The organism is Arthrobacter sp. TJ-263, from assembly GCF_058269155.1.
Genome location: NZ_JBZCNE010000003.1, coordinates 252,231 through 278,373 on the forward strand (window position 1 = coordinate 252,231; position 26,143 = coordinate 278,373).

A 26,143-nucleotide genomic window follows, 5' to 3' on the forward strand; every position below is an offset into this window, starting at 1 on the left:
TGCTACGGGCGGAACCCCGGGGTTGGCTGGGAGGAGGGCAGACGAGAAAACCCCGCGTTCCGTGGGGAACTGCGGGGTTTCAGCGGTGGCTCCGACCGGCGTCGATCCGGTGACCTTTCGATTTTCAGTCGAACGCTCTACCAACTGAGCTACAGAGCCTTGCAACCATCTTGCGGATGATCACCGTATCCAGCCCGGCCGGCTTCCCCGGGGGGATCCGGCCGCCTGAGCGACCCTGACGGGACTTGAACCCGCGACCTCCGCCGTGACAGGGCGGCGCGCTAACCAACTGCGCTACAGGGCCTTGCTAACTTCACTTGCTGTTTTTGCAAGAGTTCCAGCCTACCAGCACTTTTCGCTCCGGTTGACCGCCCGTGAGGGCGCCTCGTGCGTACCCCCAACGGGATTCGAACCCGTGTCGCCGCCGTGAAAGGGCGGTGTCCTAGGCCACTAGACGATGGGGGCCAGAACCACAGTCCGGGCTCCTGCGACCTTCCGGAGGACGAGCATTTCCGGCGGATCATTCCCTGTCGTGGACCTATAGAACTATAGAGGCACATCGCCGTTTACACAAAATCACCGTCCACGGCCGGAGTGGATACGATCGGGGCGTGCCGTTCGAGATCTCGCGTGAGGAATTCGGGGACGCCGTCGACGACGCGATCGACCGCATCCCCGACGATCTCGCGCGCGCCATGACCAACGTGGCGATCTTCGTGGTGGAGGAGTACGAGCCACCCCCGGGCGAAGCCGCGGACACGGAACTGCTCGGCCTGTACGAGGGCACGCCCCTCACCGAACGGGACTCCTGGTGGGACGCGGGGTCGCTGCCCGATCGCATCAGCATCTTCCGGGGACCCCTCATGCGCCTGTGCGACTCCCGCGAGGAGCTCGTCGAGGAGATCCTGGTGACCGTGGTCCACGAAATCGCACACCACTTCGGCATCGACGACGAGCGGCTCCACCAGCTCGGGTGGGGCTGACGCGGCCCGCGGTGACGGGCCGGTCAGCCGGCCTGGGGAACCATCGGGCCGAACGAACTCCGGTCCTCGAGCCGCGGGTCCGCCCGGTCGGGGACGATCAGCACCGGTCCGCGGGCGTGGTGCAGGACGCCCTGGCTCGTCGATCCCAGGAGCATGCCGGCGAACCCCCCGCGCCCGCGCGTCCCCACGACCAGCAGCTCCGACGTGGCCGAGGCCTCGATGAGCACCTCGGCGGGCGGTCCGTCCACGAGGTCCACCGTGATGTCGACGTCGGGGTAATGGCTCTGCAGCCAGTCGCGGCCGGCGGCCAGCTGGACCGCGAGGTCCGCGTGCAGCGCCTTCCGGTCCACCGGCGCCGGAACCCAGGCGAGCGACCCGTTGAACGGCGCCACGGAACAGATGACACGCAGGGGCAATCCCCTGGAGCGGGCTTCCTCGGCTGCGGCGAGCGAGGCCGTGCGTGCCTGCTCCGACCCGTCGACACCGACCACCACGACGGGCTCCACGGGCGCGTCCCTGTCCCTGTCCTTCCCCTGCTTCCTGCCGAGCTCCGGGTGGCCGAGCCGGACACCGGTGCAGACGGGGATGACCGCCGTCGGGCACTTGGCATGGGCGGGCAGGGCGCTGCTCACGGAGCCGAGCAGCCGGCCGACGAACCCGCCCCGGCCACGCGATCCCACCACCATCAGCTCGGCTTCCTCGGAGAGATCGAGGAGCACCCCGGCGGCGTCGCCCGTCTCGATCCGCGGATGGATCTCCAGCGCCATGCCCTCCAGACGGGACACGGCCTCGTCGAGGACGGCCTGTGCGCTCTCCCGGATGACCTCGTCGTCCACGGTGGCGTAGCCGGCGTCCATGCTCGACGCCGCGAAGACCGGCACCGTGTAGGCGGTCACCACGTAGAGCGGAGCGCTGCGGCGCCCGGCCTCACGCGCGGCCCACAGCAGCGCGCAGATGCTCTGGTCGGAACCGTCCACGCCGACGACTATCCCGTGCTGAACCAGCCCCTGCGGCAAGCCCTCGGTGTTCTCGCTGCTCACGGCAGGCCTCCCTCGGTGGTACCCCGGACCGCCGAAAGCGGCCGGTCCACCATTTGTAGCGCACCGGGGATGATCGGTCTATCCACGGTCCCAAATGTTATATAGGCTGCAGGAACCCGTCGCGGGGCCCTGCCTGGCAGGTGGAGAACCCCGCACGCAGTGCTCCTGGTCGACCGTTCGCACCCAGGAGTCCGTACGGCCCGGAAGAGGCGCCGGGCCGTACGGAATTCATGCTTCGTGTGGAGGTAACCCGGTGGATTCCTTGCCGCTTGATCCCGTCCGTTCTGCGTCTGCGTCTGCGCCCGCCGCGGCCGAGCAGACGAGCACCGTGGTCATCGGCTCGGGGCTGTCGGGCCTCGCCGTCGCCAGCGAGCTCAGCCGCCGCGGCATCGACGCGATCGTCGTCGAGAGCGTCGAGTGCTTCGACTCCGGGCCCCTGCGCACCGTCATGACGGACTCCGTCTCCCTCTCGGAACGCACCGAACTGATGCGGCTCCTGCGCGGCTACGCGACCGCCCACCAGATCGACGTCCGCCAGACCACCGTGGCCGAACAGCTCTGCATCATCGGCCACCCCCAACTCATCAAGGCTCCTGTGGAGCGCAAGAAGTGGGCGGTCCAGACGGCGGACGGGGTGCTCCTCGCCGACCACGTGGTCCTCACGAAGTTCCCGCAGAACGAGCTGCGCAGGTTCCTCCGCTCGATGGACATCGCGATCGGCCGCGACGTCAAGGACACCCTGCGCGCGATCGGGCTCTACCTCGTGGGCGTCGGCGAACTCCTGACGCCCACCACGCGCGAGATCATCCGCCAGGCGAAGCTGGTCAGCGACGCCATCGTGGAGCAGGGGCCCTCCGCCCTGAACCGCATCGTGCCACCCCGCGCGGCGATCTCGCCCCTGTAGGCCGGGTGCTGCGGGCGCCTGTCCATCCGCGCCTACGTGCCGGCGCCTACCTGCCGGCGCCGAGCCGCTTCCGTGCCGTGACCGCGAGCACGACGGCGATGGCCACGAGTGCCGCGATCATGAGGACGATGCTCCAGGGGAAGTCGCCGACGCCGGCCTGCTGGGTCTCCTCCGCCTGATCGTCCTGGACGTCCATGGGACCGGGCGTGCTCGCGGTGTCCGGCGCCGTCGTCCCGCCCTCCTGCGTGGTGAAGGCGAAGGAACCCTCGATGGGGTGGGAGTCGGCGCTGACCACACGCCAGTTGACGGTGTACTCGCCCGCGGGAGCGCCCGGGCGCAGGGGCTGGGTGGCCGAGCGGTCGACGATCGCCGCAGGACCGTCCGCCCAGTCCGCCCCGGATGCGTCCAGGACCTGGATCTGCGCTCCGATCCCGGACGGGACGCTGGAGAAGCTCAGTTCCAGGCTCGGCGGCAGCACGTCCACCACGGCGCCCTCTGCGGGATTGCTCCCGGTCAGCTCGTCGTGGGCGGTCGCGGCCCCACCGGCGCCCAGGAGGACCGCGAGCGCGAGCAGGACGGCGGGGAGGAGCGCCGCGAGGACCCGGTCAGCACGACGGCGGCGCGGGCGGTCGAATGTCGCGGACCGGGAGGGCAGGAGGAAGGCAGCCATGCTTCCACCCTACGTGGCGTCCCTGATGGCGTGCTGGGACACCGGGCTCCCGCCGAGGTCCGTCACGAACGGGGCCACAGCGGACCACCGGGATAGAATTTCCCCGACCCGCCCCTTCCCCCTAGGACCTCCCATGCTCAAAACCGGTTCCGCGCTGGATCGCTACTTCCACATCACCCAGCGGGGGTCGTCCGTCTCCCGCGAGATCCGGGGCGGACTCGCCACCTTCTTCGCCATGAGCTACATCGTGGTGCTCAACCCGCTCATCCTTGCCGGCGCCGATTCCTCGGGCACCGAGCTCGGGTTCGAACGCGTCGCCGCGGTGACCGCGCTCGTGGCCGGCATCCTGACCATCGTCATGGGCGCCTGGGCCAAGTACCCCTTCGCCCTCGCCACCGGACTCGGCGTCAACGCGTTCGTGGCGATCACCGTCGCGACGAACCCCGGCCTGACCTGGCCGGACATCATGGGCCTGGTCATGCTCGCGGGCCTCACCATGCTGGTGCTGGTCCTGACCGGGTTCCGTACGGCCGTCTTCAACGCCGTCCCCGAGAGCCTGAAGACGGCGATCGTGGTGGGCATCGGCCTGTTCATCGCGCTGATCGGCCTGGTCAATGCGGGCTTCGTGCGCCGCGTCCCCGACGTCGCCAACACCACCGTGCCCGTGGGCCTCGGCTTCGGCGGCGTCCTCATCGGGTGGCCCACCCTGGTGTTCGTCTTCGGCCTGATCCTGACGATCGCCCTGGTGGTCCGCAGGGTGCGCGGGGCGATCCTCATCGGCGTGCTCGCCGCGACGGTGCTCGCCGTCGTCCTCGAGGCCGTCTTCGATATCGGTGCCAGCTTCACGCCGGGCGAGGAGCCGAACCCGGCAGGGTGGTCGCTCGTGGTCCCGGAGCTCCCGTCCGGCTCGTGGGTCGGTGTCCCCGACCTCAGCCTCATCGGCAACGTGAGCCTCTTCGGGGCCTTCGGGCATCTCGGCGGGACCGCGGCGGTGCTGCTGACCTTCACGATCCTGCTGAGCATCTTCTTCGACGCCATGGGCACCATGGTGGGGCTCGCGAACGAGGCGAAGCTCGTCGACGCCAAGGGCAACATCCCCGGCGTGAACCGCGTCCTCGTGATCGACGCCCTCGGGGCCGTGGCAGGCGGCGCGGGATCCGTCTCGTCCAACCAGATCTACGTCGAGTCCGGGGCGGGCATCGGCGAGGGAGCCCGGACGGGCCTCGCCAACGTGGTGACGGGCATGCTGTTCCTCCTGGCGATGTTCTTCACACCGCTCATCAGCCTGGTGCCGTTCGAGGCCGTTGCTCCGGCCCTCGTGGTGGTGGGCTTCATGATGGTGGCGCAGGTGGGGCGCATCGACTTCGACGACTGGGGCATCGCCATCCCGGCGTTCCTCACCTTCACCCTCATGCCGTTCACCTACTCGATCGCGAACGGCCTCGGCGCGGGCTTCATCGCCTTCGTCCTGATCCGCGCCATCCAGGGCCGCGGCCGCGAGGTGCACCCGCTGATGTGGGCCGTGGCCGCCGCGTTCGTGGTGTTCTTCGGCATCGGGCCGATCGAGGAGATCCTCGGCGTCTGATCCGCGGCCGACGACGGCGGTCCGGGGACCGCCGTCGCCTCTCCTCCGTGATCAGCGGGCGGACCAGCCGCCGTCCATGACGTAGGAGGAGCCGGTGACCATCCCGGCGTCGTCGCCCGCCAGCCATGCGACGAGCGAGGCGACCTCCTCCGGTTCCACGAGCCGCTTGACCGCGGCCTCGGTGAGCATGATCTGTCCGAGGACCTCCTCCTCGCTGATCCCGTGCACGCGGGCCTGATCGGCCAGCTGGTGCTCCACCAGCGGCGTCCGGACGTAGCCCGGGTTGACGCAGTTGCTCGTGACGCCGTGGGCGCCGCCCTCGAGGGCCGTGACCTTGGAGAGACCCTCGAGGCCGTGCTTGGCCGCGACGTAGGCGGCCTTGAACGGCGAGGCACGCAGCCCGTGGACCGACGAGATGTTGATGATCCGGCCGAAGCCCCGCGCGTACATGCCCGGGAGTGCGGCGCGGATGAGGAGGAACGGCGCCTCGACCATCAGCCGCTGGATGCGGCGGAAGTCCTCGGGGTCGAACTCCTCGAGGGGGCTGACGGTCTGGATCCCGGCGTTGTTCACGAGGATGTCCGTCTCGAGTGTCAGCGTCTCGAGCGCCCGCGTGTCGAGGAGGTCCACCGCCCACGCGTCGCCGCCGAGGTCGGCCGCCAGGTCTCCGGCGCCGGCTTCGTCCCGGTCCGCGACCACGACGTGCGCTCCGCGTCCGGCGAGCGCTCGGGCGCAGGCTGCTCCGATGCCGCTCGCACCGCCCGTGACCAGTGCCCGCCGGCCGGACAGGGGCCCGGCGGTCGGAGCGGTCACCGGTTGGGACGCCGTCGTGCTCATGGCTTGGCCTGTCCTGCGACCGGCTCGTCCAGTCCGTGGCGGCGCGCATCCTCGGCGTCGACTTCGCGCAGGGAGGCTCCGCGGGTCTCCTTCAGGGTCAGCACCGCGACGAGGGTGATCCCGCAGGCGATCACGAGATAGATGGCCACGGGCACCCAGCTGCTGTATTCCTGCAGGAGGGCCGTCGCGATGATCGGCGCGAGGGATCCCGCGAGGATCGAGGTCACCTGGTAGCCCAGGGAGACGCCGGAGTAGCGCATGCGCGTGGGGAACATCTCCGACATGATGGCCGGCTGGCCCGCGTACATGAGGGCGTGGAAGACGAGGCCGATGGTGACCGCCAGGATGATCAGGAAGGGGTTCAGGGTGTCGAACATCGGGAAGGCGAAGAACGCCCACGTGGCACCGAGGACCACTCCGGCGAGATAGACCGGCTTGCGGCCGAAGGCGTCCGAGAGCCTGCCCACCTGCGGGATCACGAGGAAGTGGACGACGTGGGCGATCAGCAGGGCCAGGAGGAGCTGCGAGGTGTCGTACTGGTGCACGGTCTTGAGGTAGACGATCGTGAAGCTGACGATGATGTAGTAGAGGATGTTCTCGGCGAACCGCAGGCCCATGGCCCCGAGGACCCCCTTGGGGTACCGCTTGACCACTTCGAAGACGCCGTAGCTGACAGCCTTCTCGGATTCGATCTTCTCGCGTGCCTCGAGGAAGATCGGCGCCTCGCTGACGTGGGTCCGGATGTAGTAGCCGATCACCACGATGATCGCGGAGGCCCAGAAGGCCACGCGCCAGCCCCAGCTGAGGAATTCGTCCTGCGGCAGGATCCAGCTCATGCCCAGCAGGACGAGCGTCGCCAGGAGGTTGCCCACCGGGACGGCCGCCTGCGGCCAGCTGGACCAGAACCCGCGGGACCGGTTGGGGCTGTGCTCGGCGACGAGGAGCACGGCGCCGCCCCACTCCCCGCCGACGGCGAAGCCCTGGACGAAGCGCAGGACCACCAGCAGCGCCGGAGCCCAGTAGCCGATCGAGTTGAAGCCGGGGAGGCATCCCATGAGGAAGGTGGCGACGCCCACGAGGATGATCGTGATCTGGAGCGTGTGCTTCCGTCCGAGCTTGTCGCCGATCTGCCCGAAGACGATCCCGCCGAGCGGCCGGGCCACGAAGCCGACGGCGTACGTGAGGAAGGCCGCGATGATGCCGTCGAGTTCGGAACCTGCGTTGGGGAAGAACAACGTCCCGAAGACCAGGCTCGCCGCCGTGGCGTACAGGAAGAACTCGTACCACTCGACGATCGTCCCGACCATGGCGGCTCCGACGATCCGCTTGAGGCCCGATGTCTCTTCCGGCGCGTCACCGCCCTTCCGGCTACCGGGGGTACTCGCCCGCTGATTGACGCTCATGGGATCTCCTTGGTCGACGCTGACAGGGGTGCCGGCCCGCAGGGGCCGCGGCTGGTTCTGTTCGAGTATCCCTGCGACCCTCCTGTCCGCCAATGACCAGATCGGCACCAGCGCTCTGCAATACTGCAGATATGTCCGCGCCCAATGCCCAGGATCTCGTGGTGCTGCTCGCCGTCGCACAGAGCGGGCGATTCACCACGGCCGGTGAGTCGCTGGGGCTGAACCACACCACGGTGTCCCGGCGGATCGCGGCCCTGGAGAAGGCGCTCGGCGGGCGGGTCCTCTCCCGTGGCAGCGGCGGGTGGGAGCTGACGGACCTGGGCCGACGGGCGGTGGACGCGGCAGCCGTCGTCGCGGAGGCGGTCGCCCGGCTGGGTGATGGTGACGGAGCGCTCTCGGGCGTGGTGCGGATGAGTGCCACCGACGGCTTCAGCGCCTTCATCGCGGCCCCCGCCTTCGCCCGGCTCCGGGCCGCGAACCCCCTGCTGCGCATCGAGATCGTCAGTACGACCCGCCGGGCCTCGCAGACCCGGACGGGCCTCGACTTCGAGGTGGTGGTCGGCGAACCGCAGGTGCACCGGGCGGAGGCGGAGCGACTGGGCTCCTACGTCCTCGGGCTGTACGCGTCCGAGGAGTACCTCGCGGCACACGGGGCGCCGGCGACGCTTGCGGAAGCCATGGATCATCAGCTCGTGTACTTCATCGACGCGATGCTGCAGGTGGACAGCCTCGATGCCCCCCGGCGGCTCCTTCCCGCCATGCGCGACGCCCTGAGTTCGACCAACGTCTTCGTCCACGTCGAAGCCACCCGGGCGGGCGCCGGGCTCGGCCTGCTGCCCTGCTTCATGGCCGATCGGCACGCCGACCTCGTCCGGCTCCTCCCCGACGACGTCGCCGAGGAACTCGACTACTGGCTCGTGGTGCGGGCGGACGCGCTGCGCCAGCCGGCGATCGCCGCCGTCGTCGACGCCCTGAGGCACTCGACCGCGGCCATGGAGCCGCAGCTCCTGGGCCTCGGCTGACGGTCCGGGAGCGGGCGCCGGCCGGTGGCTCCCTCAGTCCGCGAGGAGCCGGGCGTTCGCGGCGAACGTCCGGACCCGGGCGTCCTGCCAGAGGTGTGCCGGCACTCCCCCGCCGAGCAGTTCGCGCGCCAGTCCCGGATCCTCGCCGAGGGGGGCGTCGCTGCCGGCGATGATCACGTTGCCGTAGCGCCGGCCCTTCAGCATCGCGGGGTCGGCGACGATCGCGGTGTTCGCGAACTCCGCGGCGATGGTCGCGGCCTCCCGCCGTGCCATCGCCAGGTTCGGGGTGTCGCCGCAGTTGACGAGGTAGACGCCGTCGGCCGCGAGCACGCGCCTGGCCGCCCGGGTGAACTCCGTCGTCGTCAGGGATGCGGGCGTGACCGCCCCGGCGAAGACGTCCCGGATGACGAGGTCGCGGCTGTCCTCGCTGAGGGACTCCGTCACGGCGCGGGCCTCCCCGACCCGGATGCGCACGAGGGGTGCGCGCGGCAGGTCGAACCACGTGCGGACCAGCTCCGCGAGCCGCCCGTCGAGTTCGACGACGACCTGGCGGGCCTGGGGGTGGCTCGCGGCGAAGCGGCGCGCGAGCGAGCACGCCCCTCCCCCGAGATGCAACACCCGCAGCCGTTCCGACGGCGCCCACCGGGAGTCGACGAGGGAGGCGATCCAGTGCATGTACTCGAAGTCCAGGTGCAGCGGATCGTCCAGGTCGATATGGGAGCTGGGGACGCCGTTGACGCGCAGCACCCAGCCGTTCGGGCTGTACGGATCGGGCTCGAGCTCGCACGTCCCGGTGTCGATCGGGAACTCGCCGATCTCGGGGCGGGGCCCTGCCGGTTTCGCCATCGTCGGAAGCCTCCTCATCCTCGGTCGGGGCGGTGCATGCGGAACATGGGCCGGTGGTGCCAGGTGGGTCCGCAGAGCATGGACGTGCCGTCCGGTGCGAAGCCGTTGCGGACGTAGAAGCGCTCGGCCCGCGGATTGCCGTTCAGGATCCAGAGGTACGCTGCCCGGGCGCCGATCGCCGTGTCCAGCAGGCGTTGTCCGAGACCCGAGCCGTGCGTGGACCGCAGCGTGTAGATGTGGTGCAGCTCGAAGTCGGGGCGGTCCTCGTCCCGGCCCGGGCCGGAGGTCGCGATGGCGACCGGCCCGCCGTCGTCGTCGAACGCCAGCCAGCTCCGTGCGCTGCCGGGGGTCCGCGCCGCCTCCTCGAACGCCGCACGACGGCGCGCGATCAGGTGGGGCAGCTCGGCGTCGTAGTACGCGTGGTACTCCGGGGGCATGATGTGCTCGTACGTCTCGTGCAGGCCGGCGACGTGGGTGCGGACGTACGCCTCCGCGTCGTCGGCGGTGGCCGGCCGGATCACGTAGGGCAGTGTCAGCAGGGGCTGTGTCACCGTGTCAGCTTAGTGGCCCGGGGCTACCGCCCCTGTCCGGGCGGTCCTAGGAGTGGCCCTCGAACTGTTCCTGTTCGGCGAGCGCCGCCTCGAGCCGCTCGACCTTGCCGGTCAGCTCCCCCGTCCTGCCGGGGCGGATGTCCGCCTTCAGCACGAGGGACACGCGGCTCCCGTAGCGGCCAGCGGCCTCCGTGGCGTGCTTGACCACGGCCATCACCTCGTCCCACTCGCCCTCGATGGTGGTGAACATCGAATCGGTGGAGTTCGGGAGGCCCGATTCCCGGACGACGGCGACCGCGGCGGCGACGGCGTCGTGCACCGAGCCGTCGGGATCCTCGCCGGAGAGGGCGGAGGTTCCGGACGGGGCGACACTGAAGGCTACGAGCATGGTCCCAGTCTGGCATGCCACCGTCCCCGGGGTCAGCCCCAGTCGGTCAAGGCGCCGAGGGTGCGCCGGCCCGGACCTGGTGCGCCGGCGGCGCTGCGGGTCCGGGCACCCGGCGCGGCGGCCCGCCCCACCGCGACTCGCTCCGGGCCCCGGCGATCGCTAAGCCAACTGCTTGTTGCCACCCTCTGCCGGCCGTTAAGATTCAGACGGTCGCCGTGCGGTCCACGGCCAGCAGATTGGATGCCATGAAGAGCAGGATCTCCCCCGATGAGCCGTTCCCCGAGGACCTGGGTGATTTGAAGGACCAGGACGTCGAAGTCCTCAACAGCAAGGTCCACCGGGAGGTCGACCACGAGTTCGCGACGGAGGGGGAGGTCGACCCCGAGACGGCGGCACGCAGGGACGAAGTCGCAGGTGAGCTCGACGACCGGGACGCCGGCCCCGGCCTCAGACTGGTGCCCCGGCGCGACGAGGACGACGAGGACGAGGGCAACGCCGTCCGGGCCGACGGCGGGCGCTAGGCGGAACTGCCGCACACCGGCCTGACGTCACGGGAGCACTTCCGGGAATGCTCCGTGCGGCATGTGCGTTGCCGCAGGAGTCGCGCCACTCAGAGGGCCCGACCTCTGTAAGCCTCCCGGTCTTCAACGGTGCGACCGGGGCGACGACCGCCGGACATCCCACGATTGGTACCCCTTGTCTGTTTCCTCCGCGAAGGTGACCACCACCGCGCCGTTCCCCTATATCGGGCTGCTGTCCCTTGCCGGAGCGATCTTCGTCTCCGTCACGAGCGAATTCCTGCCCACCGGCCTCCTGCCGGCCATGGCACGGGACCTCGGCGTCGGCATCTCGACCGCCGGCTATCTCGTGACCATCTTCGCCGGGACCGTCGTCGTCGCCACCACGCCCCTGGCCGCCGTGACGCAGCGGTTCTCCCGCAAGTCCCTGATCGTCGTCGTCCTCCTGGTGATCGCGGTCTCGAACGTGCTCGCGGCGATCGCCCCCACCTACGGTGTGCTCGTGGCCGCGCGCATCCTCGGCGGACTGGCGCACGGCCTGTTCTGGGCCGTGGTCGCCGCCTACTCCGCGCACCTCGTCCCGGCGCACCAGCTCGGCAAGGCGGTTGCCATCACCGCGGGCGGCGGCACGGCCGCATTCGTGCTGGGTGTCCCCGTGGGTACCGCGATCGGGAACGCGCTCGGCTGGCGTGCAGCGTTCACGATCATCGGCGTGGTCGTCGCCCTGCTCGCCCTGGTGATCGTGAAGTTCCTGCCGCCCGTCGACCACCACGTGGAGCGGAAGGCGGGCGAGGCGCGCGTCCCGCTGCGCCGCGACCCGAGCTTCCGCGCGGTCATCCTGCTGTGCACCGTCATCCTGATCCTGCTGACCGGCCAGAACACCTTCTACACGTACATCGCGGCATGGCTGACCGACGTCTCGGCCTTCGAACCCGGGTCCGTCGCCCTCGTCCTGTTCCTCTACGGCGGCGCGGGCATCATCGGCCTTGTCGGCGCCGGCTACGCCGCGGACCGCTTCCCCCGGAAGGCGTTCGTCGGTGTGGTCCTGATGGTCATGGCCGCCGTCCTCACCCTCGCCCTCGCGACCTCCAACACCGTGGTGGTGCTCGTCGGCGTCATCGTCTGGGGTGCCGCGTTCGGCGGGATCCCGGCCCTGCTGCAGACCCGCATGCTCCGCACCGCCTCCTTCCGCACGCGTGACCTCTCGGCTGCCCTGCAGACGACGGCGTTCAACATCGGCATCGGCGGTGGCGCCCTCCTCGGCGGGCTCCTGCTCGACGGCATCGGCCTCGACATCCTCCCGTTCACGATGATCGCGATCGTCGCCGCCGGCCTTGCCCTGAGCCTCGCGACCGACACCGTCAAGGACCGGCGGGAACGGCGCCGGCTCCGCGCCGACTGACCAGGGACGGCGCATTCCCGCGCGCGGACGGGCGCCGGGGATAGGGCATTCATCACAGTCGGGGGTTTCCGCAACTCCTCGAGGAGGCTCTTCCCGGGCGCCGTCCGTAGCCGGCGTACGGGATGGCCCGCCGCCCGGACGGTCCGCGACCCGCCGTCGAGGATCGCCGCAGCCACAGGGAAGCAGGGCTCATCCGGTCAACGGCGGAGCAGGTTCCGGCGGGCGGATCCCCGGGGCATCATCCACCGCCGACGGGCTCCCGCAAGCGGGTTCTCGCGCAGGATCCGCCCGGAGCAGGCCGCCACCGCACGCGTACGGTCGGGAGTATGTCTAATTCCACCCAGCCCATCCAAGGATCACCGCCCAGCGAGGACACACCCTTCGAGGTCCCTCCCGGACAGGCTCCCACGAAGGCTGCGCTGGACAAGCCCGTCCTCTTCGTCTCCCTGTCGATCGTCATCCTGCTGATGCTCGCGGCAGTCCTCTTCCCTACCCGTTTCTCGGACTTCACGACCTCCGTCCTCACCGGACTCGTGGCGAACTTCGGGTGGGCCTTCGTCCTCACTGCCACCGGCTTCGTGGTGTTCGCCCTGTTCCTGGCGTTCAGCAAGTACGGCCGGATCCCCCTCGGGCAGGACGGCGAGAAGCCCGAGCATTCGCGGCTGTCCTGGATCGCCATGATGTTCAGCGCCGGCATGGGCATCGGGCTCATGTTCTACGGCGTCACCGAGCCCATCTCCCATTACACCGCGCCGCCCGTCGAGGGTATCGAGCCCGGCAGTTCGGAAGCCGCCCGGCAGGCCATGAACTACACGCTCTTCCACTGGGCCATCCACCCCTGGGCCATCTACGCCGTCGTCGGCCTGGCCCTCGCATACTCGGCCTTCCGGAGGGGTCGCGGCGTCGGCTTCAGTGGCGCATTCACGGCCCTGTTCCGCGGCCGCCCCGCACCCCGGGCCCTGCGCGCCATCGACGTGTTCGCGATCTTCGCGACCCTCTTCGGATCGGCCACCTCCCTGGGCCTCGGCGTCCTGCAGATCAACGGCGGTCTCTCGGAGGTCTTCGGCACGGGCAGCAGCCTGGCCCTGCAGATCGGCATCATCGCCGTCCTCACCGTCTGCTTCGTCATCTCCGCCGTCAGCGGCGTGAGCCGCGGCATCAAGTGGCTCTCCAACGGCAACATGATCCTGGCCCTGGCCCTGCTGTTCTTCCTGTTCGTCGTGGGCCCCACGGTCTTCATCCTCGAACTGATCCCGGCCTCGGCAGGCAGCTACCTCGTCAGCCTGCCGCAGATGGCGTCCCGCACGGGCGCGTTCGGCGGCCACGAGTGGCTCGCCGCATGGACCATCTTCTACTGGGCGTGGTGGGTCTCGTGGACGCCCTTCGTCGGTTCCTTCCTGGCGAAGATCTCGCGCGGACGCACCATCCGGGAGTTCGTGATCGGCGTCGTCGCCGTCCCCAGCGTCATCAGCGTGATCTGGTTCGGTGTCTGGGGCGGCTCGGCGCTCAACCTGCAGGACAACGGGGTCGACATCGCGGCCGCCACCGCCGAGAGCCAGGAGTCCGCGATGTTCGCGCTCCTCGCCCAGTACCCGCTGGCTGCGGTGACCTCGATCCTCGTGGTGATCCTCGTGGCCGTCTTCTTCATCTCGGGTGCGGACGCCTCCTCGATCGTGCTCGGGTCACTCTCCTCCTTCGGCGCAGCCGTCCCCCGCAAGTGGCTGACCATCCTGTGGGGCACACTGACCGGCGCGGTCGCCGCCGTCCTGCTCTCGGTCGGAAGCCTCGAGGCGCTGCAGACGCTGACCATCATCGCCGCCGCCCCGTTCCTGCTCGTCATGATCGGGCTGTGCGTGGCCCTCATGATGGATCTGTCGAAGGACCCGCTCATCACCGGCGCCCGCCGCACCGGCTCGCGGGCCGCGCGGAGGATCACCACCCCACAGCCCTGACGCGCCCGGGGGTGATGCGCCGGGCGGAGACCCCGCGGGGCAGAATGGTGCGATGCGCGCCGTCTGCTTCGATGAGTTCTCCGCCCGTCCCGTCCTCCGGGACGTGCCCCGACCCGTGCCATCGCCGCGCGGCGTCGTCGTCCGCGTCGAGGCCACCGGGCTGTGCCGCAGCGACGTGCACGGCTGGCTGGGACACGACGACGGCATCACCCTCCCGCACGTGCCGGGCCACGAACTCGTGGGCACCATCGCGGCGGTGGGCGAGGACGTCCGGCGCTTCTCGGTCGGCGAGCGCGTCACGACGCCGTTCGTCTGCGCCTGCGGTCACTGCCCCGAATGCGTGTCCGGCAACGGCCAGGTGTGCCGCAACCAGACGCAGCCGGGCTTCACGCACTGGGGCTCCTTCGCGGACCTCGTGGCCCTGCACGACGCCGACACGAACCTCATCGCCGTCCCCGAGTCCCTCGACGCCGGCGCCGCCGCCCTCCTCGGTTGCCGCTTCGCGACGTCGTACCGCGGCCTCGTGCACCAGGCGCGGCTGGCTGCCGGCGACACCCTCCTCGTGGTCGGTTGCGGCGGCGTGGGGCTGAGCGCCGTCATGATCGGCGTGGCGCTGGGGGCCCGCGTGATCGGCGTCGACGTCGACGGGGACGCCCTGGCGCGCGCCGCCCGCTTCGGCGCCGCGGACACCGTCCAGTCGGCGGGACTCTCCCGCGCCGCCGTGATCGACGCCGTGCGGGACGCCGCGCCCTCGGGCATCGACGTGTCCGTCGATGCGCTGGGCCGCGAGGAGACCGCCGCGATCGGCATCCTGTCCCTGCGGCCGAGGGGCCGGCACGTGCAGATCGGCCTGTTCCCCGCGGACCCGGTGATCCCGATGGGCGCCGTCATCGGGAAGGAGCTCGCCGTCCTCGGCAGCCACGGCATGCCCGCGCACGACTACCCGGGGCTGCTGGACCTCGTGGCCGCCGGCCGGCTGCGCCCGCAGGACCTCATCGAACGCAGGATCGCCCTCGATGCCGTGCCCGACGCCCTGGTCGCGATGGCCGGCGACACGTCCGCGGGCGGGGTGACCGTCGTCGACCTCGGAGTGTGACGCGGACCGCGCTACCGGTGGCGCTTCGCATACGGAGATACTGGGGCATGGAACCCATGCCGCGCCCCGCTGATCCGCCGTCGAATGCGGTCACCCTCCGATTCCTCGCCTCGCCCACCGATCTCGGGCACAGCGGCTCGGTGGACGCCGGCACCGTGCTCGAGTGGGTGGACAAGGCCGCCTACGCGGCCGCCGTCGGCTGGGCGAAGACCTACTGCGTGACCGCGTACGTCGGGAACATCCACTTCGCGGATCCCGTGATGGTCGGCGACCTCGTGGAGGTGGAGGCCACGATCGTCCACACCGGCACGTCCTCCATGCACATCCGCACCATCGTCTCCTCCGGATCCGTGACCGGGGACGACGGCGGGAAGCGCAGCGAGTGCCTCGTCATCTTCGTTGCGGTGGGGCCGGACGGCAAACCCGTCCCGGTGCCGCCCTTCGAACCGCGGACGGAGGCCGAGCGCGTGGAGAGTGGTCATGCCATCGCGCGCATCGAGGTCCGCAAGGAGATCGTCGAAGAGATGCGCCGGCAGGAATACACCGACGGCAGCACCGCGGAGCGGACGGTCCTCCGGTTCCTCGCCGCACCCACCGACGTCAACTGGGGTGGAAAGGTGCACGGCGGCACGGTGATGGACTGGATCGACGAGGCCGCCTACGTCTGCTCCACGCGGTACTGCGGGCTGGACACCGTGGCCGTGTTCTCCGGCGGCGTCCGCTTCCTGAAGCCCCTGCACATCGGTGACGTCGTCGAGGTGGAGGCGCGACTCGTCTATACGGGCAACAAGGGCATGCACATCGCAGTGCACGTCCGCTCCGGGAGCCCGAGGTCCCGCGACATGGAGCTCACCACCACGTGCCTCACGGTCATGGTGGCACGCGACGAGGAAGGGACGGCGGTGCCGGTGCCACCCTGGGTGCCGAGGTCGGAGGAGGACCGACGGCTCCACGACCACGCCCGGAACCTGCTGCTGATCCGCAGCCGTGCCCCGGGCAGCGTCCTGCCGACGCATCTGCAGCAGGCCGGCTGAGGGTCGTCAGCGGATCGTCGCCGACCGCGCCGGGATGCTGAGGGCGACGGCCCTAGTATCTCGCCGCGGTGCTGTTGGCGATCCGGTAGGACTCCTCGATGAGTTCGGTCAGCTCCTCGTGATCGATCCGGCCGAGCCGCACGAGCACCAGTGACTCGTACTGGTCGTGGTGGGGATGGATGAAGAAGGCGCCCGGCTGGGTCGCGAGCAGCGCATCCCGTTCCTCGGTCTTGATCGTCAGGACGGTGTCATCCCACATGCGGGCGAAAAGCGTCCGGGCGAACCAGGCGGGTCGGTTCCAGCTCATCCGCTCCGAGGTCCCGGGCAGGGCGAGGCAGGCTGATCGCACATCGTCTTCGCTGACCATGGACCAACCATGGCACCGGCGGTGCGGCCGGTCCAGTGCTTGCTCGAGGCGATTCCGTGAATTCCCCGGCCACCGCCGCATCACGATACGCATACGGATCGGCAACGATCCCGCAGACCTCATAACGATCCGGGCAGGGTGCTGACCGGGTATCCCGGACGGCACCATCATGGAGCGATCCACCCGCGCTACGAAGGAGTAACCATGGGTCGCCCAGGTACCGTGCTGCTGTCCTCCGGGGCTGTGTGCCTCGCCCTTCTTCTCACCTCCTGCGCTCCTCCCGAGGCCGATGCCGGTGCCGATACCGCGCAGACCCGGGAGGCCCAGGACGTCCCGTCAGTGACCGGCACCCCACCCGCCGGCACCCCGGCGTCGGACCCCCCGTCCGAGGCCCCGCCGTCCGAGGCCCCGACCGGCGACGGCGACGGCGACTCGGGATGGGCCACCTACACGACCCCGGACGGAGACCTGTCCTTCGACCACCCCGGGGACTGGACCGTCGTCGCGTCCACCCCGGCCCCGCCGGAGGGCGTGGCCGTCGCCGTCGAGGATGACGCCGGCCGACGGCTCGCGTCCCTGCAAACGAATCTGGTCACGGGGGCCGTGTGCCCGGCGGAGGTGCCGTACTCGCTCCTGGACTCCGAGCCGCTGCCGGCCCTGGCCCAGGATCCGGGCATCCCGATGTTCGTCTTCGAAGGCCGTACGGACCCCTCGGTGGCCGACCCGGTCGCGGCGTCCATCCTCGCCTACGGCATCACCTCCGGGCCCCTTCCGGAGGGGCCGACCGCCTGCCCCATCGCCCATTTCTTCACATGGCCACCTTCCGGGGCGGCGTTCGGCGGCATCTACGACCCGTACGAGATCTACCCCGGTAAGCCGATGCACATCGACACACCGCAGGCCTACATGGAGACGGAGGAGTACCAGCAGATCAGGACGATGCTCACGTCCCTGCGCCCCGCCGGTTAGGAGAGAGCGCGGGCGGGCGCAGGAGCGGCATGATGGACGCGGGGACGTGAGCCGGCCGAGCGGCCGACGCAGGAGGAGGATCCGCGGCGATGAGGAGTGTTGGCACCATCGAGGAACTCGGGGCCCTCCTGCCCTCCCCCGTCCCCGGCAGGAGGACCCTGCTCGGAATCGCGGGACCGCCGGGTGCAGGGAAGTCCACCGTCGCCGCGGCCATCGCCGCGGCCGACCCCGAGCACCATGCCCTGGTCCCCATGGACGGATTCCATCTGGCGGATCAGGCCCTGGCCACCCTCGGCCTGCTGGACCGCAAGGGCGCCCCCGACACCTTCGACGCCCACGGTTATGCCGCCCTGCTGGCACGTCTGGCGGGCCATCCCTGCCATACCGTGTACGCGCCGGCGTTCGAGCGTCGGCTCGAGCAGCCGCTCGCCAACGCCCTGCCGGTAACACCCTCGTGCTCCCTGCTCATCACCGACGGCAACTACCTGCTCCTCGACGCACCGGGCTGGCGGGACGCCAGGAGCCACCTCGACCAGGTGTGGTTCGTCGACGTCGAGCCCGGGCTGCGCCGGCGCCGCCTCGTCGCGCGGCACATCCACTTCGGCAAGACATCCGCGGAAGCCGAGGACTGGGTCCGCCGGGTGGACGAACCCAACGCGGCGCGCGTGGCCGCCACCCGGGACAGGGCCGACCGCGTCCTCGACCTGTCCGAGTGGCGCGTCGGCTGACCGAGGCGCCTCAGTCCGTCAGGAACCAGTCGCGCGCCGGATTCGCCACCTCCGGCGGGGTGCGGCCGACCCCCGGCTGCGCCACCCAGTCGACACTGTTGGCGAGCACACGCCGGATCTGCGGGTGGTGGTAGACCGGGTACTCCTGATCGCCGGGGCTGAAGTAGAAGATCCGCCCCTTTCCGCGAGAGAACGTCACACCGGAGCGGAACACCTCGCCACCCTCGAAGGAACTGATGAAGATGAGGTCGTCCGGTTCGGGGATGTCGAAGAGTTCGCCGTACATCTCCTGCTCGGGGATCACGATCGGGCTCTCGATGCCGGCGGCGATCGGGTGCGAGGGCTTGACCGTCCAGACCAGTTCGCGCTCGCCGTCGTTGCGCCACTTCAACGAGCACGTGGTGCCGAGGAGCCGCGTGAGGATCTTCGAGAAGTGGCCGGAATGCAGCACCACCAGTCCCATGCCGGCGAGGACATGCCGGTGCACGCGATCGACGACGTCGTCCGCCACCTCGCCGTGTGCGATGTGCCCCCACCACAGCAGGACGTCGGTGCCGGCGAGGACCTCCTCGCTGAGGCCGTGCTCGGGGTCGGCGAGGGTCGCCGTCGTGATGTCCGAGCCGGGGAAGTAAGCGGCGAGGGATTCCGCGACGGCGCCGTGGATGCCCCGCGGGTACATCTCGCCGATGGTCGCGGGCTCGTTGCGGGCCTCGTGGACGCCCTCGTTCCAGACGACGATCGTGGGCTTGCTGTCGAAGACCATCAGAGCTCCACCTCGCGACGCCCGGCCGCGGATGCGTAGCACGCGTCGATGATGCGGGCCCGCGTGAGCGCCAGGGACCCGTCGTGCCGCCCCCACTCGGTCTGGCCCGCGCGGATCGCGGCGAGGAAGTCGTCGATGACGCCCTGGTGCCCGGCCGAGGAGCCGACCTCGGGCTCGTAGTCGCCGTCCTCGCGGAACACGCGCAGGCTCTCGACGGCGTCGGACGGCGAGCCGACGCGGCTCAGTTCGGCGCCGCCGTCGGTCCCGTAGATCCGGAAGTCCATGAGGTCCGCCGTCGGTCGGTACGCCGCCCATCCCGCCTCGACCAGGAGGGTCACCCCGCCCTCGAGCCGGAGGAACGCGGTCGCGAAATCCTCCACCTCGAACGCGGAACCGGCGGCCTGCGCGCCGTAGGCTCCGCCGCCGCGACCCTGCGGGCCGAGTTCCGAGTAGGTGGACGCCGAGACCGAGAGCACCTTCGGCTCACCGAGCAGGTGCAGCGCGTAGTCGATCACATGGACGCCGATGTCCGAGAGCGGGCCGCCTCCGGCCATCTCCCGGTTGGTGAACCAGCTGCCCAGCGACGGGATGCCCGAGCGGCGCAGCCAAACCGCTTTCGCGTAATAGGGGCGCCCGATTCCGCCGTCGTCGATCACGCGCTTCAGGGCCGCGATGTCGCCGCGTCGCCGGTGGTTGAAGGCGACATCGAGCACCCGCCCTGCCCGGCGTGCGGCGTCGACCATGAGCCGGCCCTCGTCGCCGTCGCGGGCGATCGGTTTCTCGCTGAGCACGTGGAGGCCGCGGTCCAGGGCTGCGACGGCGATGGGGGCGTGGAGGAACGTGGGGACGGCGACGCTCACGGCGTCGAGCCCTTCGAGGGCGATCAGGTCCTCCCACCGCTCGACCGCGTGGGGGATCCGGTACTCGGCCCGGAGTTCGGCGAGCAGGTCCGGTTCCATGCCCGCCAGCCCGATGATCTCGACGTCCTCGCTGTTCGCGTAGGCCGCGAGGTGCTGGCGGCCGGCCCAGCCGATGCCGACCACACCTACTCTCAGGCGTCGTCCGTGCGGTGCGTGCTCGTCCAAGGAGGCTGTCCTTTGCTGTCGGGTGCGGCGGCTGCGTGGCGAGCCCCTCCAGCAGTCCTACCGTCTCGCCGTGGGCGCTGTCCATGGGACCGGTAGCCGCCCGCCTGCACGGTTACGCTGGTTCGACGCCCGCCGCCGCACCGGGAAGGAGCCGCGCGTGACCACCGACCAGGACCTCTCCGTCGGCCAGCTCGCCGCACGCAGCGGCATGAGCGTCTCCGCGCTGCACTTCTACGAACGCCGGGGCCTGATCACCAGCCGGCGCACCAGCGGCAACCAGCGTCGGTACGACCGCTCGGTCCTCCGCCGGGTCGCCGTCATCGGCGCCGCCCAGCGCGCGGGAATCCCCCTCGCCACCGTAGCCCGTGCCTTCGCCGAGCTACCGACCGACGGCGTCCCGGACCAGGCGGACTGGCAGCGGCTCTCCGCCGCCTGGCAGCAGGAGATCGACAAGCGGATCTCCCAGCTCGAGCACCTGCGGGACCGGTTGGACGGCTGCATCGGCTGCGGCTGCCTGTCCCTCGCCGCCTGCGGCTTCGTCAACCCCGACGACGCCGCCGGTTCCAGGGGCGTCCGGTCCACCCTGCTGGACGCCGACCCGCCGATTTGACCTCAACCTCTGTTGAGGTTCTAGCGTTGACGGCATGACGACTCCCACCGGCCACGCGATCGCCACGGCCGAGCTCTTCAAGGACGCGTTCCGCGCGCACCCGGCCGGCATCGCCGTCATCACCGCTCAGGGAGTGGACGGGCCGGTCGGCCTGACGGCGTCGTCCGTGTCCTCCGTCTCCGCCGAGCCGCCCGTCCTCGCCTTCTCGGTCTCGACGGCGTCGTCGTCGGCGGCCGCCCTCATCGCGGCGGAGACGCTGGTGGTCCACCTGCTCGGCACCGATCAGGTCGGCATCGCGCAGCTCTTCGCGACCCGCGGCGCCGACCGTTTCGGCGGCGCGGTGGACTGGCGGCCGCTCCCCACGGGCGAGCCGCTCCTGACGGAGGCACCGTGGGCCCTGCGGTGTCGCATCCTGCACCGCCTGCCCGTCGGGGGGTCGATGATCCTCGCCGCGGAGGTCGTGGCCATCGAGCAGGGCGACGACGGCGCCGCCGGGGCGCCGCTGGTCTACCACAACCGCTCCTACCACCGGCTGGGCGACCACTCACTGCTGTACTGAGCGGTCTGGGCCGGCCGCCGGCGGACCCTCGGCGAGCCATTGGTTGCCTCTGCGATCGAAAGCCTAGAATGAACCGTCATCGACAGAGGGGACCGGTTCGTGCGCGACGCCTGGAAGCGGCTGGGGTCCTTCACCGCCGTCGGGGCCGTGGCCTTCATCGTCGACATCTCGGTGTTCAACATCCTCTCCTCGGGGCTGGGGGTGGGCCCCATCTCGTCGAAGGTCTCCTCGGTCGCCCTGGCGACCGGCGTCTCCTGGTTGGGCAGCAGGCACTTCACGTTCCGCGAGTTCAGGGGCCGTGCGAAACGCCAGGAGGCACTGCTCTTCGGGCTGACCAACCTGGTGGGCCTCGGTATCGCGACGGCCTGCCTCTTCGTCTCGCACTACGTCCTGGGCTTCAGGAGCCCGCTGGCGGACAACGTCTCAGGGAACGTCATCGGCGTCCTCCTCGGCAACGTGTTCCGCTACCTCGCGTACCGCTTCGTGGTGTTCCAGCCCCCGCACCGTGTCTCCGCCGGCTGGTCGGGTGGGGTGGACCGGGCTCCGGGCAACGGCCCGGAATGAGTCCGACGCCACCTGTCCAACGGAAGATTCCGGTGGGATGGCCGACGCCCGCCGCGTAATGTTGAAGGTGTAGTCAGCCTGCTTGCAAAGCTGACGGGCCGTCCCGCCACCATGCACCACCGTTCTTGGAAGTCCCCGCCATGCGCGCCCCCTCGATCCTCCCCACCCTGGCCATCAGCATCGGACTGCTGCTGTCCGGGCCCGCGGCCGCCGACGCATCCCCGGCTCCGGCACCCCAGCCCTCCGATCAGGTGTCTCCGTCCGCACCGCCTGCACCGTCCGCTTCACCCCTGCCGGCCATGACCGGCACGACGCCGGCTGTGCCGCCGATCGAGCAGTCCCCGAGCGAGCCGGCGGTTCCGCCCACCGGCCCTCCGGCGGACGCGCCACCTCCCGTCGAGGATGTGATCGCCACCGCGCCCGGCACCTCGGATCCCGAGCCCGCCGTCGAGACTCCCTCGACAGGTCCGGAACCGGCCCCGGACGCGTCGTCGGTCCCTCCCACCTCGGATGCTCGGACGCCGCCCTCGTCCCCCGCCGCCGAAGCGACGCCCGAGGAGACGGACCCGGCCGTGGAAGCGGACGAAACCCCGGTCCTTCCGGGAGACGGGCAGCAGCCGGGCGCGGGCGAAGCCGTCGTCGTCGACCGGTCGGCGCCACGAGCGCCGCAGCCCGTGCCCGCCGGGAACGGCGCGGCGCCCTCCCGGGTGCCGACCCCGGTCGAGGAGGTGCGGATCGACAAGGTGGAACAGGCGGAACAGGCCGAAGGCTTCCAGCCGCCCGTCGAAGGCACGTCGCTCCGGTACACGGTCGCCGGGATCCTGAGCATTGTCGCCCTGCTCCTCGCCCTCGCGATCGCCTTCGTGGCGCACCCGCGGCGGCCGCGCGGCACCCACTGAACCGAACGGCAGTCCTGAGCCGGCACTGACCCGCCGGCGCCGCTGAACCCCGGCCCCCCGTGCCCGTCGATGCCTCTGCGCACCTCCGGGGCCACATACAGCAGGAGCCGGGAGTGACCTCCCGGCTCCTGCTGTCCTGCATCCCTCGGGACTAGCGGACCTGGAGGGTCAGCATGCCCGTCGAGTTGGACTGGACGACCTCGATCTTCGTCCCCGTGCCGGCGACGACGACGGACCCCTGGGGGTTCGTGGCGTCGTAGTAGGCGTTCGGGTCGGTGTCGTCGAAGACGGCGACACCGGGCTGCGACGGAGCGGTGAGCGTGGTCATGCCCGCCGCCGTCTCGCGGTGCAGGCTGAGCGCATCAGTGGCCTGCTTGCCGAACGTGGCGTCGAAGCTCTGGATGCGGTTGCGGACGATCGTGCCGTCGGACCACCTCAGCGCCTTCGGGTGGGCGTCCACGGGCAGGGCGAGACCTGCGCCCGGGTGCTGGCGTGTGTTGTTGTTGCTCTGCGCGGTGTTCCAGTAGGTGATGCTCAGACCGTCCTGGTAGGCGTAGTGCTCCACGGTGTCCGGCGCGGTGACGCCCCAGCCGAAGTTGTACGGACCGGTGGCGAGCGTCGCGTCGTAGCCCGCGTAGACGCGGTTCTCGGCGATGTAGAAGCGGTTCTTGCCGGCGGCGTCCTTCGGCAGGTTCACGACGACGGCCTGCGGGGCCTTCGTGGCGTGGAACGAGGGGCCGATCTTGTGGGTGGACTTCTCGCCCGCCGTGGCGACGTCGTAGTCGAGCCACCCGAGCTGCAGCTTCTCCCACGCGCCCATGTGGTTCGGGGTGGTGCCGATCGAACCGTCGCCGTGTCCGAGCCACGAGCCGGAGCTCATGAGGCTCCAGAAGCCGGTGCCGTTCTCGCCGCCGCTGGTGTCGTACAGGTCCGGCAGGCCGAGGTCGTGGGCGTACTCGTGGGCGAAGACACCCAGGCCGCCGTTCTCGGGCTCCGTGGTGTAGTCGCGGATCCAGACGTCGGACTTGCCGATCTTGATGCCGCCGAAGGGGTTCGCGGACGGGCCGGTGGTCCCGCGGCCCGCCTGGCCGACGGCCCAGCGGTGGGACCAGATGGCCGACGACGCCGCCCCGGCCTCCTCGCCCTCTCCGGCGTGGATGGCCTGGAAGTGGTCGATGTAGCCGTCGGCCTCGTTGAAATCGCCGTCCTTGTCGAAGTCGTAACGGTCCCACTGGTCGAACGTCGCGAGGTACGCGTCGATCTCGGCGGGGGTCTTCCCCGCCGCGATCTGCGCGTCGTACCAGGCGTTCGCGGTGTCCTGCACGAAGCGGGTCATGTCCGCCTGGCTCTCGGTCTCGCCGTAGCTTGCCGAGTTGTAGGGGACGGTCACCCAGTCGCTCACGTCGCCGTCGACCGTGTACCGGCCGCTGGACAACTCCCCGTAGACGCTCTTGAGGGACTCGCCCTCCTCGCTGAAGAACATGTCGAGGTAGTGCTGGCGGTCGAAGGAATCGGTCCAGTAGGTGGAGTTGTCCACGGCGCGGTCCGGTTCCTTGATGGCGCCGCTCGCGGGTCCGGGGGTCGATGCGGGGAAGCGGGGATCCACCTTGGTGCCGAAGTCGACGAGAAAGGACAGGATCTGGTCGCTGTCCTGCAGGCCGTACTGCGCCCACTGGCCGGGAGCCATCCTGACGGCCTTCGAACCGTTCCGGTCCTCGACCGTCGCTTCTCCGGCGAGGACCCTGCCGAGGGCCTGCTGGTTGAGGTCGCGGCGCGCTTCGTCCGCGGGGTCCGAGCGGTCGTCGAGCCTCTCTGCTGCGCCGTCGGCGCCGGGTGAGGACGTGAAGGACGACGGCGGGGTCGGTGAGTCGGCCGCGGGACCGGGTGCGGCCTGCGCGGTCACGGGGGCAAGGACGACGGCGCCGGTCACGGCGAGCGCCAACGCGCACCGCAGTCCCCGGGTACGGGTGATGGAAATCAAGGGTTCTCCTAAGTGAAATGTCCCAGCTGGTGCAGAACACCGATGAAGCCGGTGCCTGCGGTGATGAACATGTTGCCTGAGTCACACGTTCTGGAGGGACCGTAGCACCGGCGTCGGACACTTCGACGATTGGTTGCGGGGTGTGAACCACATTCCTCCCGCACTCTGGCGCTGACGGGTAGGCGGTCGTATAGTGCAGCGCCGCCAGGCGGATGACCTCAGACGAACGGCGCCAGAACCGCCGCGGCCTCGCCGAACACCTCGGAACGGGTGGTCGCGTGCACGGAGAAGCGGATGCGATCCTCCCCGTGGAGTGTGGCAGTGACGCCGGCGGCCGCGAGGGCCACGTGGGCTCGGGCCGCGCGCCCGGCAACGCCGGCCACCACGATCCCTGCACCCGATCGGTCCCGCGGCGAGAGCACGGGCACCCCGGCGGCGTCGAGTTGCGCGATGAGCGCCTGGGCGTGGGCGGCCACGATACCCTCGATCGCCGGCACCCCCACCGTCTCGATCAGGGCGAGGGCCTCGGCGAAGGCACCGGTCGCATAGGGCGAGAGGTTCGAGACGGAGAAGCGCTGCGCTCCGGGCAGTGGAGGGTGCTCGTCGCCGTCGTACCTGCGGGAGTCGAGGACGCCCGTCCACCCGGTCAGCAGCGGCTCGATCCGCTCCAGGCCCTGCGGCGATAGCGCGAGGGCGGCCGCCCCCCAGCCGGCGCGGATCCACTTCTGCGCACCGGCGATCAGGACGTCGGCCTGCGTCCACTCGAGATCCGCGACGCCGAACGCCTGGATGCCGTCGACCACGAGCAGCCGATCGGGACCGATCACCGCGCGGAGGCCCGCGAGGTCGGCGCGATAGCCGGTGCGGAAGTCGACGGCGCTGACACTCACCGCGACGGTGTCCGAGGTAAGGGCGTGGGCGACGACGTCGGGCGTCATGCGGGTGCCGGGGCCGCCGATGAGCTCGACGCGCGCCCGTCCCGCGGCGCTGGTACGGAGCCACGGGTACCTGTTGGCGGGGAACTCGCCGGCGCTGACGAGCACCGAGCCGCCGGTCAGTCCGAACGCCACCTGGAACAGGCCGAGCGAGGTACTGCCGGTCAGCCCCACGTTCTCGAGGGGGAAGCCGCTGAGCCGCGCGAAGGATTGCCGCGCGCGGAGGTCCTCCCCCGACAGGGTGCCGTCTATCCCGGGCCCGCCGTCGCCGGCGAGCTCCAGGAGGTGCACCACCCGCTCACGGACCGCCCGCGACGGCGGCCCGTAACTCGCGAAGTTGAGGAACCCGCACGCCTCCGTGAAGGACGCCCGGTAGGACGCGAACGCGGCGTCGTCGTGCTGCGCAGGACTGCTCATGGTCTTCCTCGCTGTCGGCCCGGGCCGGGCTCGCG

General features: G+C 70.5%; 27 protein-coding genes and 3 tRNA genes. 15 read left to right on the forward strand and 15 right to left on the reverse strand.

Annotated elements, in window-relative coordinates; all coding sequences use genetic code 11:
- Positions 1–86: 86 nt before the first annotated feature.
- The 3 genes from AC4D2F_RS15275 to AC4D2F_RS15285 all read right to left on the reverse strand — a co-directional run bounded on the left by AC4D2F_RS15275 (position 87) and on the right by AC4D2F_RS15285 (position 465).
- A tRNA-Phe gene (locus AC4D2F_RS15275) sits at positions 87–159 on the reverse strand.
- A gap of 71 nt (positions 160–230) precedes the next feature.
- Positions 231–304, reverse strand: a tRNA-Asp gene (locus AC4D2F_RS15280).
- Between the two features lie 88 nt (positions 305–392).
- Positions 393–465 (reverse strand) — tRNA-Glu (locus tag AC4D2F_RS15285).
- 146 nt (positions 466–611) lie between these two features.
- Here AC4D2F_RS15285 and AC4D2F_RS15290 point away from each other — a divergent pair.
- Positions 612–983, forward strand: a complete 372-nt coding sequence (locus tag AC4D2F_RS15290; RefSeq protein WP_490911313.1) for a metallopeptidase family protein — start codon at positions 612–614, stop codon at positions 981–983.
- 23 nt (positions 984–1,006) lie between these two features.
- Here the strand turns inward: AC4D2F_RS15290 and AC4D2F_RS15295 are convergent, their stop codons facing one another.
- Positions 1,007–2,023 (reverse strand): universal stress protein, encoded by a 1,017-nt coding sequence (locus AC4D2F_RS15295; RefSeq protein WP_104167211.1) that lies wholly within the window; start codon positions 2,021–2,023, stop codon positions 1,007–1,009.
- Positions 2,024–2,276: 253 nt separating this feature from the next.
- Between AC4D2F_RS15295 and AC4D2F_RS15300 the strand changes: the two genes are divergently transcribed.
- Positions 2,277–2,927 carry an FAD-dependent monooxygenase gene (locus AC4D2F_RS15300; protein WP_258069823.1) on the forward strand — a complete coding sequence of 217 codons (651 nt, stop codon included), beginning with the start codon at positions 2,277–2,279 and terminating at the stop codon, positions 2,925–2,927.
- A gap of 46 nt (positions 2,928–2,973) precedes the next feature.
- Here AC4D2F_RS15300 and AC4D2F_RS15305 read toward each other — a convergent pair whose 3' ends face one another.
- Entirely contained in the window at positions 2,974–3,597 is a 624-nt protein-coding gene (locus AC4D2F_RS15305; protein WP_490911314.1) for a copper resistance CopC family protein, read from the reverse strand.
- Between the two features lie 133 nt (positions 3,598–3,730).
- Here AC4D2F_RS15305 and AC4D2F_RS15310 point away from each other — a divergent pair, with 133 nt between their 5' ends.
- Entirely contained in the window at positions 3,731–5,182 is a 1,452-nt protein-coding gene (locus tag AC4D2F_RS15310; RefSeq protein ID WP_490911316.1) for an NCS2 family permease, read from the forward strand.
- Positions 5,183–5,233: 51 nt separating this feature from the next.
- Here the strand turns inward: AC4D2F_RS15310 and AC4D2F_RS15315 are convergent, their stop codons facing one another.
- On the reverse strand, positions 5,234–6,019 hold the full coding sequence (locus tag AC4D2F_RS15315; protein ID WP_490911317.1) for a 3-hydroxybutyrate dehydrogenase: 786 nt from the start codon (positions 6,017–6,019) through the stop codon (positions 5,234–5,236).
- Positions 6,016–7,422, reverse strand: coding sequence for an MFS transporter (locus tag AC4D2F_RS15320; protein WP_104167219.1), 1,407 nt, complete (start codon positions 7,420–7,422; stop codon positions 6,016–6,018). The genes AC4D2F_RS15315 and AC4D2F_RS15320 overlap by 4 nt, the downstream gene beginning before the upstream one ends.
- A 131-nt stretch (positions 7,423–7,553) precedes the next feature.
- On the opposite strand from AC4D2F_RS15320, the gene AC4D2F_RS15325 reads away from it, so the two are divergent.
- Positions 7,554–8,444: a LysR family transcriptional regulator gene (locus AC4D2F_RS15325; RefSeq protein ID WP_490911318.1), complete on the forward strand. Its 891-nt coding sequence runs from the start codon at positions 7,554–7,556 to the stop codon at positions 8,442–8,444.
- Positions 8,445–8,477: 33 nt separating this feature from the next.
- On the opposite strand, the gene AC4D2F_RS15330 is transcribed toward AC4D2F_RS15325, so the two are convergent.
- The 3 genes from AC4D2F_RS15330 to AC4D2F_RS15340 are packed head-to-tail and all read right to left on the reverse strand — an operon-like array spanning position 8,478 to position 10,229.
- On the reverse strand, positions 8,478–9,290 hold the full coding sequence (locus tag AC4D2F_RS15330; RefSeq protein ID WP_490911319.1) for a spermidine synthase: 813 nt from the start codon (positions 9,288–9,290) through the stop codon (positions 8,478–8,480).
- A gap of 14 nt (positions 9,291–9,304) precedes the next feature.
- Positions 9,305–9,841, reverse strand: coding sequence for a GNAT family N-acetyltransferase (locus tag AC4D2F_RS15335; RefSeq protein WP_490911321.1), 537 nt, complete (start codon positions 9,839–9,841; stop codon positions 9,305–9,307).
- Positions 9,842–9,887: 46 nt separating this feature from the next.
- The gene (locus tag AC4D2F_RS15340; RefSeq protein WP_490911323.1) at positions 9,888–10,229 is read right to left on the reverse strand and encodes a thiamine-binding protein; all 342 of its coding nucleotides are present in this window, start codon (positions 10,227–10,229) and stop codon (positions 9,888–9,890) included.
- 245 nt (positions 10,230–10,474) lie between these two features.
- Between AC4D2F_RS15340 and AC4D2F_RS15345 the strand changes: the two genes are divergently transcribed.
- The 5 genes from AC4D2F_RS15345 (at position 10,475) to AC4D2F_RS15365 (ending at position 16,231) form a co-directional block, all read left to right on the forward strand.
- Entirely contained in the window at positions 10,475–10,750 is a 276-nt protein-coding gene (locus tag AC4D2F_RS15345; protein ID WP_490911324.1) for a hypothetical protein, read from the forward strand.
- Positions 10,751–10,925: 175 nt separating this feature from the next.
- The gene (locus AC4D2F_RS15350; RefSeq protein WP_181033601.1) at positions 10,926–12,149 is read left to right on the forward strand and encodes an MFS transporter; all 1,224 of its coding nucleotides are present in this window, start codon (positions 10,926–10,928) and stop codon (positions 12,147–12,149) included.
- 326 nt (positions 12,150–12,475) lie between these two features.
- Positions 12,476–14,101, forward strand: a complete 1,626-nt coding sequence (locus AC4D2F_RS15355) for a BCCT family transporter (RefSeq protein ID WP_490911326.1) — start codon at positions 12,476–12,478, stop codon at positions 14,099–14,101.
- Positions 14,102–14,153: 52 nt separating this feature from the next.
- Positions 14,154–15,197 carry a zinc-dependent alcohol dehydrogenase family protein gene (locus AC4D2F_RS15360; protein WP_490911327.1) on the forward strand — a complete coding sequence of 348 codons (1,044 nt, stop codon included), beginning with the start codon at positions 14,154–14,156 and terminating at the stop codon, positions 15,195–15,197.
- Positions 15,198–15,244: 47 nt separating this feature from the next.
- Positions 15,245–16,231 carry an acyl-CoA thioesterase gene (locus AC4D2F_RS15365; RefSeq protein ID WP_490911328.1) on the forward strand — a complete coding sequence of 329 codons (987 nt, stop codon included), beginning with the start codon at positions 15,245–15,247 and terminating at the stop codon, positions 16,229–16,231.
- A gap of 52 nt (positions 16,232–16,283) precedes the next feature.
- Here AC4D2F_RS15365 and AC4D2F_RS15370 read toward each other — a convergent pair whose 3' ends face one another.
- Positions 16,284–16,598 (reverse strand): MmcQ/YjbR family DNA-binding protein, encoded by a 315-nt coding sequence (locus AC4D2F_RS15370; RefSeq protein ID WP_490911329.1) that lies wholly within the window; start codon positions 16,596–16,598, stop codon positions 16,284–16,286.
- Between the two features lie 204 nt (positions 16,599–16,802).
- On the opposite strand from AC4D2F_RS15370, the gene AC4D2F_RS15375 reads away from it, so the two are divergent.
- A complete protein-coding gene (locus tag AC4D2F_RS15375; RefSeq protein WP_490911330.1) occupies positions 16,803–17,567 on the forward strand; it encodes a hypothetical protein in 765 nt (254 codons plus the stop codon).
- A gap of 89 nt (positions 17,568–17,656) precedes the next feature.
- Complete coding sequence (locus AC4D2F_RS15380) at positions 17,657–18,295, forward strand: nucleoside/nucleotide kinase family protein (RefSeq protein WP_490911331.1); 639 nt, start codon at positions 17,657–17,659, stop codon at positions 18,293–18,295.
- 10 nt (positions 18,296–18,305) lie between these two features.
- Here the strand turns inward: AC4D2F_RS15380 and AC4D2F_RS15385 are convergent, their stop codons facing one another.
- Complete coding sequence (locus tag AC4D2F_RS15385) at positions 18,306–19,058, reverse strand: ThuA domain-containing protein (RefSeq protein ID WP_490911332.1); 753 nt, start codon at positions 19,056–19,058, stop codon at positions 18,306–18,308.
- A complete protein-coding gene (locus tag AC4D2F_RS15390; RefSeq protein ID WP_490911334.1) occupies positions 19,058–20,143 on the reverse strand; it encodes a Gfo/Idh/MocA family protein in 1,086 nt (361 codons plus the stop codon). The genes AC4D2F_RS15385 and AC4D2F_RS15390 overlap by 1 nt, the downstream gene beginning before the upstream one ends.
- A 157-nt stretch (positions 20,144–20,300) precedes the next feature.
- Between AC4D2F_RS15390 and soxR the strand changes: the two genes are divergently transcribed.
- The 4 genes from soxR to AC4D2F_RS15410 all read left to right on the forward strand — a co-directional run bounded on the left by soxR (position 20,301) and on the right by AC4D2F_RS15410 (position 22,775).
- Complete coding sequence (gene soxR, locus AC4D2F_RS15395; protein WP_490911336.1) at positions 20,301–20,753, forward strand: redox-sensitive transcriptional activator SoxR; 453 nt, start codon at positions 20,301–20,303, stop codon at positions 20,751–20,753.
- A 34-nt stretch (positions 20,754–20,787) separates the two neighbouring features.
- Entirely contained in the window at positions 20,788–21,312 is a 525-nt protein-coding gene (locus tag AC4D2F_RS15400; protein ID WP_104167253.1) for a flavin reductase family protein, read from the forward strand.
- A 99-nt stretch (positions 21,313–21,411) separates the two neighbouring features.
- Entirely contained in the window at positions 21,412–21,876 is a 465-nt protein-coding gene (locus AC4D2F_RS15405; protein ID WP_490911337.1) for a GtrA family protein, read from the forward strand.
- Positions 21,877–22,016: 140 nt separating this feature from the next.
- Positions 22,017–22,775 (forward strand): hypothetical protein, encoded by a 759-nt coding sequence (locus AC4D2F_RS15410; protein ID WP_490911338.1) that lies wholly within the window; start codon positions 22,017–22,019, stop codon positions 22,773–22,775.
- A gap of 151 nt (positions 22,776–22,926) precedes the next feature.
- On the opposite strand, the gene AC4D2F_RS15415 is transcribed toward AC4D2F_RS15410, so the two are convergent.
- On the reverse strand, positions 22,927–24,756 hold the full coding sequence (locus AC4D2F_RS15415; RefSeq protein ID WP_490911339.1) for an immune inhibitor A domain-containing protein: 1,830 nt from the start codon (positions 24,754–24,756) through the stop codon (positions 22,927–22,929).
- Between the two features lie 218 nt (positions 24,757–24,974).
- Positions 24,975–26,108: an aminotransferase class V-fold PLP-dependent enzyme gene (locus AC4D2F_RS15420; RefSeq protein WP_490911341.1), complete on the reverse strand. Its 1,134-nt coding sequence runs from the start codon at positions 26,106–26,108 to the stop codon at positions 24,975–24,977.
- Positions 26,109–26,143: the final 35 nt, after the last annotated feature.

Excerpts from the sequence above, each read along its gene's own strand:
- AC4D2F_RS15305 (WP_490911314.1), bottom strand. The coding sequence starts at position 3,597 with ATGGCTGCCTTCCTCCTGCCCTCCCGGTCCGCGACATTCGACCGCCCG.
- AC4D2F_RS15310 (WP_490911316.1), top strand. The coding sequence starts at position 3,731 with ATGCTCAAAACCGGTTCCGCGCTGGATCGCTACTTCCACATCACCCAG.
- AC4D2F_RS15315 (WP_490911317.1), bottom strand. The coding sequence starts at position 6,019 with ATGAGCACGACGGCGTCCCAACCGGTGACCGCTCCGACCGCCGGGCCC.
- AC4D2F_RS15320 (WP_104167219.1), bottom strand. The coding sequence starts at position 7,422 with ATGAGCGTCAATCAGCGGGCGAGTACCCCCGGTAGCCGGAAGGGCGGT.
- AC4D2F_RS15325 (WP_490911318.1), top strand. The coding sequence starts at position 7,554 with ATGTCCGCGCCCAATGCCCAGGATCTCGTGGTGCTGCTCGCCGTCGCA.
- AC4D2F_RS15330 (WP_490911319.1), bottom strand. The coding sequence starts at position 9,290 with ATGGCGAAACCGGCAGGGCCCCGCCCCGAGATCGGCGAGTTCCCGATC.
- AC4D2F_RS15340 (WP_490911323.1), bottom strand. The coding sequence starts at position 10,229 with ATGCTCGTAGCCTTCAGTGTCGCCCCGTCCGGAACCTCCGCCCTCTCC.
- AC4D2F_RS15345 (WP_490911324.1), top strand. The coding sequence starts at position 10,475 with ATGAAGAGCAGGATCTCCCCCGATGAGCCGTTCCCCGAGGACCTGGGT.
- AC4D2F_RS15355 (WP_490911326.1), top strand. The coding sequence starts at position 12,476 with ATGTCTAATTCCACCCAGCCCATCCAAGGATCACCGCCCAGCGAGGAC.
- AC4D2F_RS15360 (WP_490911327.1), top strand. The coding sequence starts at position 14,154 with ATGCGCGCCGTCTGCTTCGATGAGTTCTCCGCCCGTCCCGTCCTCCGG.
- AC4D2F_RS15365 (WP_490911328.1), top strand. The coding sequence starts at position 15,245 with ATGGAACCCATGCCGCGCCCCGCTGATCCGCCGTCGAATGCGGTCACC.
- AC4D2F_RS15370 (WP_490911329.1), bottom strand. The coding sequence starts at position 16,598 with ATGGTCAGCGAAGACGATGTGCGATCAGCCTGCCTCGCCCTGCCCGGG.
- AC4D2F_RS15375 (WP_490911330.1), top strand. The coding sequence starts at position 16,803 with ATGGGTCGCCCAGGTACCGTGCTGCTGTCCTCCGGGGCTGTGTGCCTC.
- AC4D2F_RS15380 (WP_490911331.1), top strand. The coding sequence starts at position 17,657 with ATGAGGAGTGTTGGCACCATCGAGGAACTCGGGGCCCTCCTGCCCTCC.
- AC4D2F_RS15385 (WP_490911332.1), bottom strand. The coding sequence starts at position 19,058 with ATGGTCTTCGACAGCAAGCCCACGATCGTCGTCTGGAACGAGGGCGTC.
- AC4D2F_RS15400 (WP_104167253.1), top strand. The coding sequence starts at position 20,788 with ATGACGACTCCCACCGGCCACGCGATCGCCACGGCCGAGCTCTTCAAG.
- AC4D2F_RS15410 (WP_490911338.1), top strand. The coding sequence starts at position 22,017 with ATGCGCGCCCCCTCGATCCTCCCCACCCTGGCCATCAGCATCGGACTG.
- AC4D2F_RS15420 (WP_490911341.1), bottom strand. The coding sequence starts at position 26,108 with ATGAGCAGTCCTGCGCAGCACGACGACGCCGCGTTCGCGTCCTACCGG.